11 protein-coding genes are annotated in these 15448 nt (G+C 48.2%); 8 read left to right on the top strand and 3 right to left on the bottom strand.

The window, feature by feature from the left end; genetic code table 11:
* Positions 1–96: 96 nt before the first annotated feature.
* The 3 genes from pflB to ycaO form a co-directional block, all read right to left on the bottom strand.
* Positions 97–2379, bottom strand: a complete 2283-nt coding sequence (pflB, locus tag MNO13_RS16720; protein WP_064548240.1) for a formate C-acetyltransferase — start codon at positions 2377–2379, stop codon at positions 97–99.
* Positions 2380–2432: 53 nt separating this feature from the next.
* The gene (gene focA / locus MNO13_RS16715; protein WP_064548239.1) at positions 2433–3290 is read right to left on the bottom strand and encodes a formate transporter FocA; all 858 of its coding nucleotides are present in this window, start codon (positions 3288–3290) and stop codon (positions 2433–2435) included.
* A 406-nt stretch (positions 3291–3696) separates the two neighbouring features.
* Positions 3697–5454 (bottom strand): 30S ribosomal protein S12 methylthiotransferase accessory factor YcaO, encoded by a 1758-nt coding sequence (gene ycaO, locus MNO13_RS16710; protein WP_133522497.1) that lies wholly within the window; start codon positions 5452–5454, stop codon positions 3697–3699.
* Between the two features lie 138 nt (positions 5455–5592).
* On the opposite strand from ycaO, the gene MNO13_RS16705 reads away from it, so the two are divergent.
* From MNO13_RS16705 to MNO13_RS16670, 8 genes are all read left to right on the top strand, one after another.
* On the top strand, positions 5593–6285 hold the full coding sequence (locus tag MNO13_RS16705) for a DUF421 domain-containing protein (protein ID WP_064548235.1): 693 nt from the start codon (positions 5593–5595) through the stop codon (positions 6283–6285).
* A gap of 161 nt (positions 6286–6446) precedes the next feature.
* Complete coding sequence (serC, locus tag MNO13_RS16700; RefSeq protein ID WP_241939026.1) at positions 6447–7532, top strand: 3-phosphoserine/phosphohydroxythreonine transaminase; 1086 nt, start codon at positions 6447–6449, stop codon at positions 7530–7532.
* Positions 7533–7611: 79 nt separating this feature from the next.
* Positions 7612–8895, top strand: a complete 1284-nt coding sequence (aroA, locus tag MNO13_RS16695; RefSeq protein ID WP_232886544.1) for a 3-phosphoshikimate 1-carboxyvinyltransferase — start codon at positions 7612–7614, stop codon at positions 8893–8895.
* 185 nt (positions 8896–9080) lie between these two features.
* A complete protein-coding gene (loiP, locus tag MNO13_RS16690) occupies positions 9081–9839 on the top strand; it encodes a metalloprotease LoiP (protein ID WP_064548231.1) in 759 nt (252 codons plus the stop codon).
* Positions 9840–10018: 179 nt separating this feature from the next.
* Positions 10019–10705: a (d)CMP kinase gene (gene cmk, locus MNO13_RS16685; protein ID WP_064548229.1), complete on the top strand. Its 687-nt coding sequence runs from the start codon at positions 10019–10021 to the stop codon at positions 10703–10705.
* A 195-nt stretch (positions 10706–10900) separates the two neighbouring features.
* On the top strand, positions 10901–12577 hold the full coding sequence (gene rpsA, locus MNO13_RS16680; protein ID WP_034456368.1) for a 30S ribosomal protein S1: 1677 nt from the start codon (positions 10901–10903) through the stop codon (positions 12575–12577).
* A gap of 91 nt (positions 12578–12668) precedes the next feature.
* The gene (ihfB, locus tag MNO13_RS16675; protein WP_034456367.1) at positions 12669–12956 is read left to right on the top strand and encodes an integration host factor subunit beta; all 288 of its coding nucleotides are present in this window, start codon (positions 12669–12671) and stop codon (positions 12954–12956) included.
* A gap of 280 nt (positions 12957–13236) precedes the next feature.
* Positions 13237–15429 carry a ComEC family protein gene (locus MNO13_RS16670; RefSeq protein ID WP_232886545.1) on the top strand — a complete coding sequence of 731 codons (2193 nt, stop codon included), beginning with the start codon at positions 13237–13239 and terminating at the stop codon, positions 15427–15429.
* Positions 15430–15448 lie beyond the last annotated feature (19 nt).

The following is a 15448-nucleotide window of genomic DNA, read 5'->3' as shown; positions in this document are numbered from 1 at the left end:
AAACGTAGCAGTTATCTTGCAAAATAGGTTCTGACATAAGAAAAGGCCCCACCGAGGTGGAGCCTTTATTCTACGCCTTTTCAGACAAACCGTGAATTACATGGTTTGAGTGAAGGTACGGGTAATAACGTCCTGCTGTTGTTCTTTAGTCAGGGAGTTAAAACGTACAGCGTAACCAGATACACGAATGGTCAGCTGAGGATATTTCTCAGGGTGTTCCATCGCATCCAGCAGCATTTCACGGTTCATTACGTTCACGTTCAGGTGTTGACCACCTTCGATGGACGATTCGTGGTGGAAGTAACCATCCATCAGACCCGCGAGGTTAGTTTTACGAACTTCGTCGTCTTTACCCAGTGCGTTAGGAACGATAGAGAAGGTATAAGAAATACCATCTTTAGCGTAAGCAAACGGCAGTTTAGCAACGGAAGTCAGAGAGGCAACAGCACCTTTCTGATCACGACCGTGCATTGGGTTAGCACCTGGACCGAATGGAGCGCCTGCACGACGACCGTCTGGGGTGTTACCGGTTTTCTTACCATAAACCACGTTAGAGGTGATGGTCAGAACAGACTGAGTCGGGATAGCGTTACGGTAAGTAGTCAGTTTCTGAATTTTCTTCATGAAACGTTCTACCAGGTCAACAGCGATGTCATCTACGCGAGAATCGTTGTTACCGAACATTGGGTATTCGCCTTCGATTTCGAAGTCTACAGCCAGGCCGTCTTCGTCACGAACAGGTTTAACTTTCGCATATTTGATTGCAGACAGGGAGTCAGCTGCAACAGACAGACCCGCGATACCACAAGCCATAGTGCGAACAACGTCACGGTCATGCAGAGCCATCAGAGACGCTTCGTAGCTGTACTTATCATGCATGTAGTGAATGATGTTCAGCGCAGTGACGTACTGTTTAGCCAACCAGTCCATGAAGTGGTCAAGACGATCCAGAACGTTATCGTAGTCCAGAACGTCAGCCATGATTGGCGCTTCTTTAGGACCGATCTGAATTTTCAGTTTTTCATCAACGCCACCGTTGATTGCATACAGCATGGTTTTCGCGAGGTTAGCACGAGCACCGAAGAACTGCATTTGCTTACCAACGATCATTGGGCTCACGCAGCATGCGATTGCGTAGTCATCGTTGTTAAAGTCAGGGCGCATCAGATCATCGTTCTCGTATTGCAGAGAAGAAGTATCAATGGAAACTTTAGCGGCGAATTTCTTGAAGTTCAGTGGCAGTTTTTCAGACCACAGAATAGTGATGTTCGGCTCCGGAGACGGCCCCATGGTGTACAGGGTGTTCAGGAAACGGAAGCTAGATTTAGTAACCAGAGTACGACCATCTACACCCATACCGGCGATAGATTCGGTCGCCCAGATTGGGTCACCAGAGAACAGCTCATCATACTCAGGGGTACGCAGGAAGCGAACCATACGCAGTTTCATGACCAGGTGGTCAATCATTTCCTGTGCTTCAAGCTCGGTGATTTTACCAGCTTTCAGGTCACGTTCGATGAAGGCATCCAGGAAGGTGGATACACGACCGAAGGACATTGCAGCGCCGTTCTGAGATTTAACCGCAGCCAGGTAGCCGAAGTAAGTCCACTGAATAGCTTCTTGAGCATTTTTAGCAGGACCAGAGATATCGCAGCCATATTTAGCAGCCATTTCTTTGATCTGGCCCAGAGCACGGTGTTGCTCGGAGATTTCTTCACGCAGACGAATTGTTGCTTCCAGGTCTTCGCCGTTTTCCAGTTTGCTCTGCAGAGAGTTGAACTGAGCGAATTTGTCTTTCATCAGGAAGTCGATGCCGTACAGTGCTACGCGACGGTAATCACCGATGATACGACCACGGCCATAAGCATCCGGCAGACCGGTGATTACGCCTGATTTACGGCAGTTCAGGATGTCTTTGGTATAAACGTCAAACACACCCTGGTTGTGGGTTTTGCGGTATTCGGTGAAGATCTTTTTAAGCATTGGGTCAAGTTCACGACCATATACTTTGCAAGAACCTTCAACCATTTTGATGCCACCAAACGGAATAATTGCACGTTTCAGTGGAGCATCAGTCTGCAGGCCAACGATAGTTTCGAGGGACTTGTTGATGTAACCAGCATCATGAGAGGTGATGGTGGAAGCGAGGTCAGTATCGAAGTCAACAGGCGCGTGAGTGCGGTTTTCCTGTTTAACGCCTTCCATGACGTTGTCCCACAATGTGGTAGTTGCTTCAGTAGCACCTGCCAGGAAGGACTCGTCACCCTCGTAAGGGGTGTAGTTTTTCTGAATAAAGTCACGCACGTTGACTTCATTCTGCCAGTCACCTTTGGCAAAACCTTCCCAGGCTGTGGCTAACTTCTCATTAAGCTCGGACATTTAACACCTACCTTCTAATGTGGATTTCTTATTCCCTACACGACGGCTAGCACTTAGTGCTTATCACCACCGCGTAGATAAATTACCCAGTACGTCAACCCAACCAGTACGCCGCCACCGATAATGTTCCCAATAGTCACTGGGATCAGGTTATCTGTGATGAAGTTCAATACGGTCAAGTGAGTGAAATTGTCCGGAGACGACCCAACTGCGGTCCAGAATTCCGGGCTTGCAAAGTTGCGTACTACGATACCCAAAGGGATCAAGAACATGTTTGCGATACTGTGCTCAAAACCACTAGCAACAAACATGGCGACCGGGAGAATCATAGCAAACATCTTGTCCATCAAACTGCGACCCGAGTAGCTCATCCAGACAGCCAGACAGACCATCAGGTTAGCCAAAATACCCAGGCACACAGCTTCAATAAAGGTGTGGTGCATTTTATGGTCTGCGGTTTGAAGCACATTCAGACCCCACGCACCGTTTGCTGTCATGTACATACCTGACAACCAAATCAACACCACGAACATCAAAGCACCGAACAGGTTACCGATGTAAACGTTGACCCAGTTCTTCGCGAGTTGACCCCAGGTGATACGGCCACTGGCTTTAGCAACAACAATCAACACGGTAGAAGTGAAGAGGTCGGCACCGCAGACAACGCACAGGATAAGCCCTAAGGAGAAGCAAGTACCGCCAATCAGCTTCGCAATCCCAAACGGAATGGTCGAAGTACCGGTGGTCGCAGTGATGTAAAAGACAAAGGCAATCGAGATGAACATCCCCGCCGTGATCGCTAAATAAAACGTGGTCAGCGGGTGCTTTGTTGCTTTATAGACGCCAGCGTCTTCGGCGACTTTCGCCATAGCGGCTGGGAGCAATAGATCAAAAGGGTTGTCAGCTTTCACACTAACTCTCTCTTATTTAATTCGGCGACGAGATACTAACAAAGCATTATAGAGTAAAATTTGATATGGATCATATCTCGCCAAGCTTATAGGCCTGATAAAAGCAGGTGTTTACCTGATTTTCAGTTTAAGTTATTGATATTTTTAATAAAAATAAAGTTTAAAATTTATAATGTAATTTGATATTTAGCCTCAACGCTCCTGTGTCGGGGTAATTAGAATGGAGTATTTCTATAATTTGGCAACATTATTTGTAGTTTAATATAATAATATTTCACCAATATTTAACTATTGAGTCACAAATGAAATTATTACGCTGCCAATAAAAACACGGGGCAATAAAAATCGCCCCGTAATATAGCGTAAACATTATGGTTTACGCACCTTTGAGTTTAGTTTTGTTACTTTATTTCCAGAAAGCCGCTTTTGCGCGTTGCAGTTTTTCATACGCCGCTAACAACGCCTGATGGGCAGGGAACGCTTTCAAATCGCTATCTACAGCTTGCAGGCCATAGAATGGCGCTTCACCACTCAGAGCAGCACTTGCCGCTTCTACTGTTTCTGCGCCGTACATACGCACGAAGGCATTCAGATATTGCAGCGGTTGGCGGTCTTCTTCCATCGCCAGTAGCAGCAGGGTTTGCAGGCAGCGATAGTAGTTCGCACGCTCAGGGCTGAAAATAGACGCGTTGAATTCCATCGTCCATTCCGTCCAGATAAGCGCTTGTTCGGTGTCACCGCCAGCCAGTGCCAGCATGGCTTTCAATTCACCAATACGCAGCGTATACCAGCCATTGTCTTTACCTGTCGCCAGACCAAGCAGCTCGCGGACACGGGTGAAATCATCGTGGCCTTCTTCATCTAACTGAGAAATCAGATCGAGATAATCTTGCTTCTCCCACTCACTGCCTGGTAATGACAGAATGGTGTCACGCAAGTGATAGCCCATACTGTTGTTAGCCAGCAGCAGATCTTCGGCAGGATAAATATCGGACATACCAGGAACGATGATGCGGCAAGCGTAAACATCAAGATGCTGGTAGTCAGCGATATAAACTTCCTGGTCTTCTGCATTAAAGATTGCCATCAATGTGGCAAATTCTTCTTCTGTGGTTCCAGAGAAGCTCCAGTCAACAAATGGATAGTCGGCATCTTGCTTGAACATATCCCAGGAGATCAGACCGCTGGAGTCGATAAAGTGAGTTTCGAGATTGGCATGCTCGGCAACTTCTTCGTCATCAAAGGTCGGAGGCGTGAAGACATCCAGATCTTTAAGGCCACGCCCCTGCAGCAGTTCAGTCACGGTACGTTCCAGCGCAACACCAAAATCAGGGTGGGCACCGAACGACGCAAAACACGTGCCGTTTGCTGGGTTGAATAACACCACGCAAATAACCGGATATTTGCCGCCTAATGAACCGTCATACGCGAAGATTGGGAATCCTTCAGCTTCCAGAGTGGCGATTGATTCGACCACGCCAGGATAGCGAGCCAGCACTTCCTGCGGGATTTCCGGCAGGCTAATGCTTTCCGCGATAATGCGATTTTTAATGTAACGCTCAAAAACTTCTGAAAGTCCCTGAACACGGGCTTCGTTTGCGGTGTTCCCTGCAGACATCCCATTAGAAACATACAAGTTCCCGATGATGTTCATCGGAATATAGACGGTTTCTTGATCGGATTGACGGGTAAACGGCAGTGCGCAGATGCCGCGCTCTTCATTGCCGGATTGCAGATCAATCAGCATACCTGCGGTGACTTCGTTCTCAGGATCGTAAAACGCGCGCAAACGATCGTCGAGAATGCCTTCCGGCAGTTGCTCATCTTCAGGAATTGGGAACCACTTCTCGTTTGGATAATGCACAAACGGGCCATTGGCGATGGTTTCACCTAACCAGAAATCAGCAAAGAAATAGTTAGTCGACAAACGCTCGAAATATTCGCCCAGCGCTGAAGCCAAAGCGGCTTTTTTAGTCGCGCCTTTACCATTGGTAAAGCACAGCGCGCTGTCTTTATCACGGATATGCACTGACCAGACGTTTGGCACAGGGTTTAACCAGGAAGCTTCTTCTATATTAAAGCCAAGATCGGCGAGCTTGGTCTGGAAGCGAGCGATGGAATCTTCCAGTGCGGCATCTTTGCCAGGAATAAAGGTTTGAGTCATGAGGTTTCACTTTTGTCGTACGCAAAGCGCGCAATGATACGGGTTTTAGCCGACTGACACCATTGTCAGCAGCCAGCAGGCGGCGATAGCATAACAGGCTATGCTTACTGTCAGTAACCCACTGTAATGGCGGTAAAAATGAAGAGCTTTGATCTTCAACGTATGGCATTAAACGACGTCCCACTGGATTTTCTCTGGGAGGTCGCTTTTCGTAGCCTCTATACCTTTATATTAGTGTTCCTGTTTTTAAAGATAACGGGGCGGCGTGGCGTTCGGCAGATGTCGTTGTTTGAAGTGTTGATAATCTTAACGCTTGGCTCGGCGGCAGGCGATGTGGCGTTTTATCATGACGTACCGATGCTACCTGTGTTGATTGTTTTCGTCACATTGGGGCTGCTTTATCGTCTGGTGATGTGGCTGATGAGCCACAGTGAAAAACTTGAAAACCTGTTTGAAGGAAAACCTTCCGTCATTATCGAAGAGGGGGAGTTTTCCTGGGAAAAAATGAAGTCGCAAAACATGACTGAATTTGAGTTTTTTATGGAGCTACGCTTGCTGGGCGTAGAGCATCTCGGGCAAGTTCGTCTGGCGATACTTGAAACCAACGGCCAGATAAGCGTCTATTTCTTTCCTGATAAACTCGTCAGACCGGGTTTACCGATTTTGCCTGAGCACTGCTGCGAACGGTTTATTAAAATGCCGGAAGATGCGGATTATGCCTGTATCCATTGCAGTGAAGTCGTGGCGTTGAATGCAAATGATGAAATTGCTTGCCCGCGCTGTGCTCATAAAGTGTGGGTTAAGGCCAGTACCGCCACGCGAGTGACCTGACGGGCATTTATCGGGTGTTTAATTCATCGATTAGATGAATCTGTTGTGTGATTTTGCGCACATTCCCGCAGCGCACCTGATTAACCATTGCAGCCTCCGCGAGTGAATGATAAAACCGATACCGTGAAAAAATCTTAGTGCTCTTAGCGTGGTGAGGGGAAATGACTCAGGTATACAATTTTAGTTCCGGCCCGGCGATGCTACCGGCTGAAGTGCTTCGTCGTGCGCAAAGTGAACTCTGCGACTGGCAAGGCTTAGGCACCTCCGTAATGGAGATTAGCCACCGTGGTAAAGAGTTTATTCAGGTAGCTGAAGAAGCTGAAAAAGATTTTCGCTTTCTGCTGCAAATCCCCTCGAACTACAAAGTTTTGTTCTGTCACGGTGGCGGTCGCGGCCAATTCGCTGGTGTACCTTTAAACCTGCTGGGTGACAAAACTAGCGCTGACTATGTTGATGGCGGCTATTGGGCGAGTAGTGCAGTAAAAGAAGCGCACAAATACTGCACGCCAAATGTTATTGATGCGAAAGTGACCGTTGATGGCCTGCGTGCGCTCAAACCGATGAGCGAGTGGCAGGTTTCTGAAGATAGTGCCTACTTGCACTATTGCCCGAATGAAACCATCGACGGTATCGCAACTCACGAAACGCCAGACTTTGGCGATAAGGTTGTGGTTGCCGATTTCTCATCCTCGATTTTGTCGCACTCGCTCGACATTAGCCGTTTCGGCGTAATTTACGCTGGTGCTCAGAAAAACATCGGTCCAGCCGGTTTGACGTTGGTTATCGTGCGTGAAGATTTGCTCGGCAAGGCGCATAAAGCGTGCCCGTCAATTCTTGACTACACCGTGCTTAATGAAAACGACTCCATGTTTAATACCCCACCAACATTCGCCTGGTATCTTTCCGGTCTGGTCTTTAAATGGCTGAAGGAACAAGGTGGTGTGGAAGTCATGGACAAAATTAACCGTGAGAAAGCGAGCCTGTTATACGGTGTGATTGATAAAAGCGATTTTTATCGTAACGATGTTGCTCCGGCCAACCGTTCGCGCATGAATGTCCCATTCCAGTTGGCTGATAGCGCGCTTGATAAACTCTTCCTCGAAGAGTCGTTTGCTGCAGGTCTACACGCATTGAAAGGCCACCGTGTTGTAGGCGGAATGCGTGCTTCTATCTACAATGCGATGCCACTCGAAGGTGTTAAAGCGTTAACTAACTTCATGATCGACTTTGAGCGTCGCCACGGTTAATTGCTGCTCGTTGTTATTCTCCCCGCGGCATGGTTCGCGGGGTTTTTATTCTGTTTGAGTTGAGAGTATTTACCCCATGCTGGAATCCCTGACGTTACAACCCATCGCATTGGTCGACGGCACGATTAATCTTCCTGGTTCAAAAAGTGTCTCTAATCGCGCTCTGCTGCTTGCAGCACTGGCGCATGGCACGACTGAACTGACTAATTTGCTGGATAGCGATGACGTTCGTCATATGCTCAACGCACTGAAAGCATTGGGAGTAAGTTATACACTTTCAGCCGATCGTACACGTTGTGAAGTGACCGGCATGGGGGGTCCATTGCAAGCCGCGGGCGAGCTGGAACTGTTCTTAGGGAATGCGGGTACGGCGATGCGCCCACTGGCGGCGGCACTGTGTCTGGGTAGCAATAACATCGTGCTGACCGGTGAACCACGCATGAAAGAACGTCCGATTGGCCATTTGGTTGATGCTTTACGTCAGGGCGGCGCTCAGATTGATTATCTGGAACAAGAAAATTATCCGCCATTGCGTTTGCGTGGTGGTTTTAGCGGTGGCCAGGTTGCCGTCGATGGCAGCGTTTCCAGCCAGTTTTTGACCGCGCTTTTAATGACGGCACCGTTGGCGGAAAACGACACTGAAATCACTATCAAAGGTGACCTGGTATCGAAACCGTATATCGACATCACCTTACATCTGATGAAAACCTTTGGTGTGGATGTAGAAAACCGCGACTACCGCTGTTTTGTGATTCGTGGTAGCCAGCAGTACTCCTCTCCAGGGGCTTATTTGGTGGAAGGCGATGCCTCTTCTGCTTCTTACTTCCTTGCGGCTGGTGCAATCAAAGGCGGTACGGTAAAAGTGACGGGCATCGGTCGTAATAGCGTTCAAGGCGATATCCGTTTTGCCGATGTGCTGGAAAAAATGGGTGCGAAAGTCACCTGGGGTGATGATTTCATCTCCTGCGAGCGCGGCGAATTAAACGCCATTGATATGGATATGAACCATATCCCAGACGCAGCAATGACTATCGCTACTGCGGCTTTATTTGCCAAAGGTACGACCACTCTACGTAATATTTATAACTGGCGTGTAAAAGAAACTGACCGTTTGAGCGCTATGGCAACTGAACTGCGTAAAGTGGGCGCAATAGTGGAAGAGGGGGAGGATTACATTACCGTGACTCCACCAGCTCAGCTGCAAGTTGCTGAAATTGGAACTTATAACGATCACCGTATGGCTATGTGCTTCTCGCTGGTGGCGTTGTCAGATACTCCAGTGACCATCCTTGATCCGAAATGTACGGCAAAAACTTTCCCGGACTATTTCGAACAGTTAGCGCGTATTAGCACCCTCAAGTAATGCACCACCACTTGCTCCGGTAACGTTGAGTGCCGGAGTAAATTCTCAATATCCTGCATAAGATCAACTCCGTTTTCGTACCTCCGCTTTCATTGCACCCGCTTGTACCACTGTTAATCTCACGTCCGATTTGATCAACAAATCGATGATTTATTTCATGTATAGCTCATCAACGGAAGATAACTATGAAGACTTTCAAAAAGGTAGTATTGGCAGTGTTAATGGCGGGGTCTCTGGTCGCGTGTAAGAACATGAATGGCGATAAACTGGCATCGTCCGGAATGTCGGCCTTCAAAGCCGCAACACTCAGCGATGCGGATGTTAAGGCAGTGGCAAACCAGTCCTGTAAGCAGGCAGATAGTGAAAACCAACTCGCGGGTAAATCCAGCAAATATGCCAAACGCTTGAACAAAATTGCCAAGGCCCTTGGGAATCAGATCGACGGAACACCAGTGAATTACAAAGTTTATTTGACCAGCGATATCAATGCCTGGGCGATGGCCAACGGCTGTGTACGTGTCTACAGCGGCTTAATGGACATGATGACCGATAACGAAGTTGAAGGTGTTCTTGGTCATGAAATGGGTCACGTAGCCTTGGGTCATTCAAAGGAAAAACTGCAAACAGCCTATGCCACTATGGCGGCCAGGGATGCAGTTTCTGCAACCAGCGGAGTGGCATCACAGTTATCTCAGTCACAACTTGGTGATTTAGCAGAAGCGGCGATTAATGCGACGTTCTCGCGCAGTGAAGAGTCAGAAGCGGATGATTTCTCATATGATCTCCTCAAAAAACGCAAAATAAATACTCAAGGACTGGCAAGCAGTTTTGATAAGCTTGCAACGCTTGATGGTGGTGCATCGAAGTCTATGTTTGATTCACATCCGCCATCAGTTGAACGTGCACAACATGTCCGTGACCGCATAGCAGCAGATAAAAAATAAACTACCTCTCTGAATTTGGGGCTGGTTTTTTCCAGCCCCACCTCAAGTTGCGCAATTCTTCTACACTCAACCTCATTAAAGACGATAATTGGCAGGAAAGATAACGGTCAGGATTCTGGCAGCGTATAATATGCGGCGTTTCTATTTTAGGTCCGTAATTCCAGCAAGAGGAGAGTACGATGACGGCACCCGCCCCAGTAATAACAATTGATGGTCCAAGCGGCGCAGGTAAAGGCACGCTGTGTAAAGCCATGGCGGAAGCGTTACAGTGGCATCTGCTTGATTCTGGAGCAATTTATCGAGTTCTGGCATTGGCGGCCTTACATCACCAGGTTGATGTAACCTCCGAAGATACGCTAGTCCCACTTGCTGCCCACCTTGATGTGCGTTTTGTTGCCAATGAAGGCAACCTGGAAGTCATCCTTGAAGGAGAAGACGTCAGCGCAGAAATTCGTACTCAGGAAGTTGCGAATGCAGCCTCTCAGATAGCTGCTTTCCCACGTGTTCGTGAAGCATTGCTACGCCGTCAGCGCGCATTCAGAGAAGCGCCGGGACTGATTGCTGATGGCCGTGATATGGGCACCGTGGTTTTCCCTGATGCACCAGTAAAAATCTTCCTTGACGCATCTTCTGAAGAGCGTGCGCGTAGACGTATGCTACAGTTGCAGGAGAAGGGCTTTAGTGTTAACTTTGAGCGCCTTTTGGCAGAAATAAAAGAACGTGATGACCGTGACCGTAATCGTGCAATAGCACCGTTAGTGCCCGCCGCAGATGCGCTGGTGCTGGATTCAACCAGCATGTCCATTGACGACGTCATCAAACAAGCGCTTACTTATGCGCAAAAAATTTTAACACCAGCTCAATAGTGAATATTGCGCTGGTGTAAGTTTTGTCATATTTGTCATGATATTGCCATAGTGGTATCCTGACATATCGGGTAGTTTTTTACCCCTGTAACCTAAACCCTGTCGGCATGGAGCCAATGGCGGGGTATGTGAAACAACCCCATTCGGCGGGACGCTAAATGGACGTTAAACTAAAGAACCTTGAAGATTAACAACATGACTGAATCTTTCGCTCAACTCTTTGAAGAATCCCTGAAAACAATCGAAACCCGTCCGGGTTCCATCGTTCGTGGCGTAGTAGTTGCTATCGACAAAGATATCGTACTGGTTGACGCTGGTCTGAAATCTGAGTCTGCAATTCCTGTAGAGCAGTTCAAAAATGCTGCTGGCGAACTGGAAATCCAGGTTGGTGACGAAGTTGATGTTGCTCTGGACGCTGTTGAAGATGGCTTTGGCGAAACTCTGCTGTCCCGTGAAAAAGCTAAGCGTCACGAAGCTTGGATCACGCTGGAAAAAGCTTACGAAGAAGCTGAAACTGTGGTCGGTATCATCAACGGCAAAGTTAAGGGTGGCTTCACTGTAGAGCTGAACGGTATTCGTGCGTTCCTGCCAGGTTCACTGGTAGATGTTCGTCCGGTACGTGACACTCTGCACCTGGAAGGCAAAGAGCTTGAGTTCAAAGTCATCAAGCTGGACCAGAAGCGTAACAACGTTGTTGTTTCTCGTCGTGCAGTTATCGAATCAGAAAACAGCGCAGAACGTGATCAACTGCTGGAAAACCTGCAAGAAGGCATGGAAGTTAAAGGTATCGTTAAGAACCTTACTGACTACGGTGCATTCGTTGATCTGGGCGGCGTTGACGGCCTGCTGCACATCACTGATATGGCATGGAAACGCGTTAAGCATCCAAGCGAAATCGTGAATGTTGGCGATGAAATTACCGTTAAAGTACTGAAGTTCGACCGTGAGCGTACTCGTGTGTCTCTGGGTCTGAAGCAACTGGGCGAAGATCCATGGGTCGCAATCGCTAAGCGTTATCCAGAAGGTACCAAACTGACTGGTCGCGTGACTAACCTGACTGATTACGGCTGCTTCGTAGAAATCGAAGAAGGCGTTGAAGGTCTGGTTCACGTTTCCGAAATGGATTGGACCAACAAAAACATCCACCCATCCAAAGTTGTTAACGTTGGTGATGTAGTGGAAGTTATGGTTCTGGATATCGACGAAGAACGTCGTCGTATCTCCCTGGGTCTGAAGCAGTGCAAATCTAACCCATGGCAGCTGTTCGCTGAAACCCACAACAAGGGCGACCGCGTTGAAGGTAAAATCAAGTCTATCACTGACTTCGGTATCTTCATCGGCCTGGACGGTGGCATCGACGGCCTGGTTCACCTGTCTGATATCTCCTGGAACGTTGCAGGCGAAGAAGCAGTTCGTGAATACAAGAAAGGCGACGAAATCGCGGCTGTGGTTCTGCAAGTTGACGCAGAACGTGAGCGTATCTCCCTGGGTGTTAAACAACTCGCAGAAGATCCGTTCAACAACTACGTTGCACTGAACAAGAAAGGTACTATCGTTACTGGTAAAGTAACAGCAGTTGACGCGAAAGGTGCTACAGTTGAATTAGCAGATGGCGTAGAAGGCTACCTGCGTGCTTCTGAAGCTTCCCGTGACCGCGTTGAAGATGCAACTCTGGTTCTGAGCGTAGGCGACGACGTTGAAGCTAAATTCACTGGCGTTGACCGTAAAAACCGTGTTGTAAGCCTGTCTGTTCGTGCTAAGGACGAAGCTGACGAGAAAGATGCAATCGCTACTGTTAACAACAAACAGGAAGATGCACCAAACTTCTCTAACGCTATGGCTGAAGCATTCAAAGCAGCTAAAGGCGAGTAATCGTCTGAGCACTTAAATCAGGGCGGCTACGGCCGCCCTTGTTCGATTGATAGGTGTAAGTTAATTTTCCTGAAAGGAAACCGGAGGAATCATGACCAAGTCAGAATTGATAGAAAGACTTGCAACTCAGCAATCTCACATCCCGGCGAAAGCTGTAGAAGATGCAGTGAAAGAGATGCTGGAGCATATGGCCTCTACTCTCGCCCAAGGTGAGCGTATTGAAATCCGGGGTTTCGGCAGTTTTTCCTTACACTATCGCGCACCTCGCACCGGACGTAACCCAAAAACTGGCGATAAAGTGGATCTGGAAGGTAAGTACGTTCCGCACTTTAAACCAGGTAAAGAATTACGTGACCGCGCCAACATTTACGGTAATTAAGTCTTAGGATTTAATTCTCAAGAACGGCACCTTCGGGTGCCGTTTTTTTATGCCAAAAATCACAGTTTTCGATTCCGCTCGCAAATTATTCGGCTGTATTTTCATGCAGCTCCGAAAGCCTGGAACCCTTCTCGAAGAACTGATTATCCATAGCTGACGTCATTTTTTAATACTTCACACTGCCTTTAACAAGGAGGTAGTCGTGAGGAATTCAATCGGATTATGTTGCAGTGCAATTATTGGCATTCTGCCTCTGGTGTGGCTGGCCAATATTCCTGATATGCCAATTATCGCAGTCATCCTCTTTGCGGCAGTATGCACTGGACTCATCCCGCATCTGTCTGCGCGCTATATCGCTTTTGGTTTGTTGTGCTTTTGCTGGGCGTTACTGAACGCCAGAGCTAGTCTTATGCCTGTCGAACAATGGTCCGGCAAACCTATTACGGTTGAAGCGGTGATGACCCGAACTGATGGAAAGCAAAATCACGATTGGGAAATGGTATCGGTAGAAGGAAAGGTAATTTTTCCACCTGTTGGTATCAGAAGTCGTGGTGGCTACTTACCGGCTAGCGTTTGCGCAGGGCAACGCTGGCGCATGAAACTGCAACTGCGGCCAGTACATGGGCAACTGAACGAAGGCGGTTTTGATAGCCAAAGATATGCTCTTGCACAACATCAACCATTGAGTGCACGTATTATTTCGGCTGATCCCATTACGCAGCGCTGCAGTTTACGGGCTCAATGGTTATCCGCTGTTCAATTTTCGACTCAATCACTCCCCAATCAGGGCGTGATTTTGGCATTAGCATTTGGTGACCGCTCGGCAGTGAATGATGAGCAGAAAAACCTGCTTCGCCAGAGCGGCACGGCACACCTTATGGCCATCTCAGGGATGCACATCTCACTGGCTGCGATGGTGGGTTGGTTAATCGCTCGTTTAATACAACTGAGTTTTCCTGCACATCGAGTTCATTTCAGAATGCCACTCTTAGCCAGTGTCATAGCCGCCGCTGCTTATACCTGGCTTGCAGGGGGAAACCCTCCGGCTGTCAGAGCGCTGATTGGGGTCATTATCTGGCTTTTTCTACGGCTACAGGGGCGATGCTGGTCCGGGTGGGAGGTCTGGCTTTGCTGCATCACGGGCATTCTGATTTATGACCCTCTTACTGTTTTGTCAGACAGTTTTTGGCTATCGGCACTGGCTGTTGCCTCACTCATTTTCTGGTATCAATGGATGCCACTGCCACAAAGTGTACTAACGACGAAATGGTTTTATCGTTATCCACTCGCTTTAATGCACCTGCAGGTTGGCATCATGGTTTTGCTGATGCCACTACAAATTTTCATTTTCCACGGTATTAGCCTTAGCGCGTTAATAGCGAACTTACTCGCAGTACCGCTGATTACTTTTATCGTCGTGCCATTGTTATTAGCGGGATTAGTGCTTACCAGTATCCCGTGGATAGGAGAACATTTGTGGTGGGGTGTAGATCGTCTGCTGGCGCTACTTTTTACATCGTTGTCGCTATTACCTGACGGCTGGCTGGAAGTGGATGACCGTTTTCAGCTTTTGAGTTTGTGTGGCTGGCTGGCGATTATTATCCATAGGTTGGCGTTATGGCGCAGCTCGTCGTTTTCGGTGATAGCGCTGATCCTGTCCCTGGTTGTTTCCACAATGCGGCCTGAGAAAAAAGACGGCTCGTGGCAAATCACCATGTTAGATGTCGGGCACGGTCTGGCGATTGCGATTATCCGGCAAGGAAAGGTCTTTCTATACGATACCGGGAACGCCTGGCCCGGTGGTGATGCGGCTCAGCAAGTTATTATTCCATGGCTGCGTTGGCATAATCTAACCCCAGAGCAAGTCGTCATTAGCCACGAGCACCTTGATCATCGCGGTGGTTTAATCAGTTTGCAGCGCGAATGGCCAGCGTTAAAAATTCACAGTCCACTGCGTTGGGCAGGGCATCACCCTTGTTTTCAAGGGGAGGAATGGCAATGGCGGGGTTTGAAGTTTACTGCGTTGTGGCCTCCAGATCAGCCAGTAAAGACGGGTAATAATGGCTCTTGTGTGGTGATGGTCAGCGACGGGAACTTTCGTATCTTGTTAACCGGTGATGTGGAAGTTGAAGCTGAATTAGCTATGCTCAAGAGACGATGGGATATCTTACATGCTGATATTATTCAGGTTCCTCATCATGGTAGTCGCACATCTTCGGTTGCACCGCTGCTGCGTGCAGTTTCTGGAGGTGCTGCACTTGCCTCTACATCGCGTTATAACGCCTGGCATTTACCTTCCGGGAAAGTGGTTAAACGCTACCAGGCGCAAGGATATAAATGGTATGACACGGCGCAATCAGGCCAGCTGACTATCGATATAAATAGTGATAAATGGCAAATCAATGGCTTCAGAGAACAAATTTCACCCCGTTGGTATCATCAGTGGTTTGGTGTATCCCGGGATAATGGGTAGAATATGCGGCTATTTCATC

Origin of the sequence: Buttiauxella ferragutiae, from assembly GCF_022637515.1 — a bacterium.
GTDB classification, from domain to species: domain Bacteria; phylum Pseudomonadota; class Gammaproteobacteria; order Enterobacterales; family Enterobacteriaceae; genus Buttiauxella; species Buttiauxella ferragutiae.
Note: the sequence above shows the minus strand (reverse complement) of the source record. Positions and strands in the feature narration are given on the sequence as shown.

What these genes read in the sequence shown, in the direction of transcription:
- loiP (WP_064548231.1), top strand. Translation starts at nt 9,081, where the DNA reads ATGAAGACTTTCAAAAAGGTAGTATTGGCAGTGTTAATGGCGGGGTCT.
- pflB (WP_064548240.1), bottom strand. Translation starts at nt 2,379, where the DNA reads ATGTCCGAGCTTAATGAGAAGTTAGCCACAGCCTGGGAAGGTTTTGCC.
- MNO13_RS16705 (WP_064548235.1), top strand. Translation starts at nt 5,593, where the DNA reads ATGAAGAGCTTTGATCTTCAACGTATGGCATTAAACGACGTCCCACTG.
- serC (WP_241939026.1), top strand. Translation starts at nt 6,447, where the DNA reads ATGACTCAGGTATACAATTTTAGTTCCGGCCCGGCGATGCTACCGGCT.
- ycaO (WP_133522497.1), bottom strand. Translation starts at nt 5,454, where the DNA reads ATGACTCAAACCTTTATTCCTGGCAAAGATGCCGCACTGGAAGATTCC.
- MNO13_RS16670 (WP_232886545.1), top strand. Translation starts at nt 13,237, where the DNA reads ATGCCAATTATCGCAGTCATCCTCTTTGCGGCAGTATGCACTGGACTC.
- ihfB (WP_034456367.1), top strand. Translation starts at nt 12,669, where the DNA reads ATGACCAAGTCAGAATTGATAGAAAGACTTGCAACTCAGCAATCTCAC.
- cmk (WP_064548229.1), top strand. Translation starts at nt 10,019, where the DNA reads ATGACGGCACCCGCCCCAGTAATAACAATTGATGGTCCAAGCGGCGCA.
- rpsA (WP_034456368.1), top strand. Translation starts at nt 10,901, where the DNA reads ATGACTGAATCTTTCGCTCAACTCTTTGAAGAATCCCTGAAAACAATC.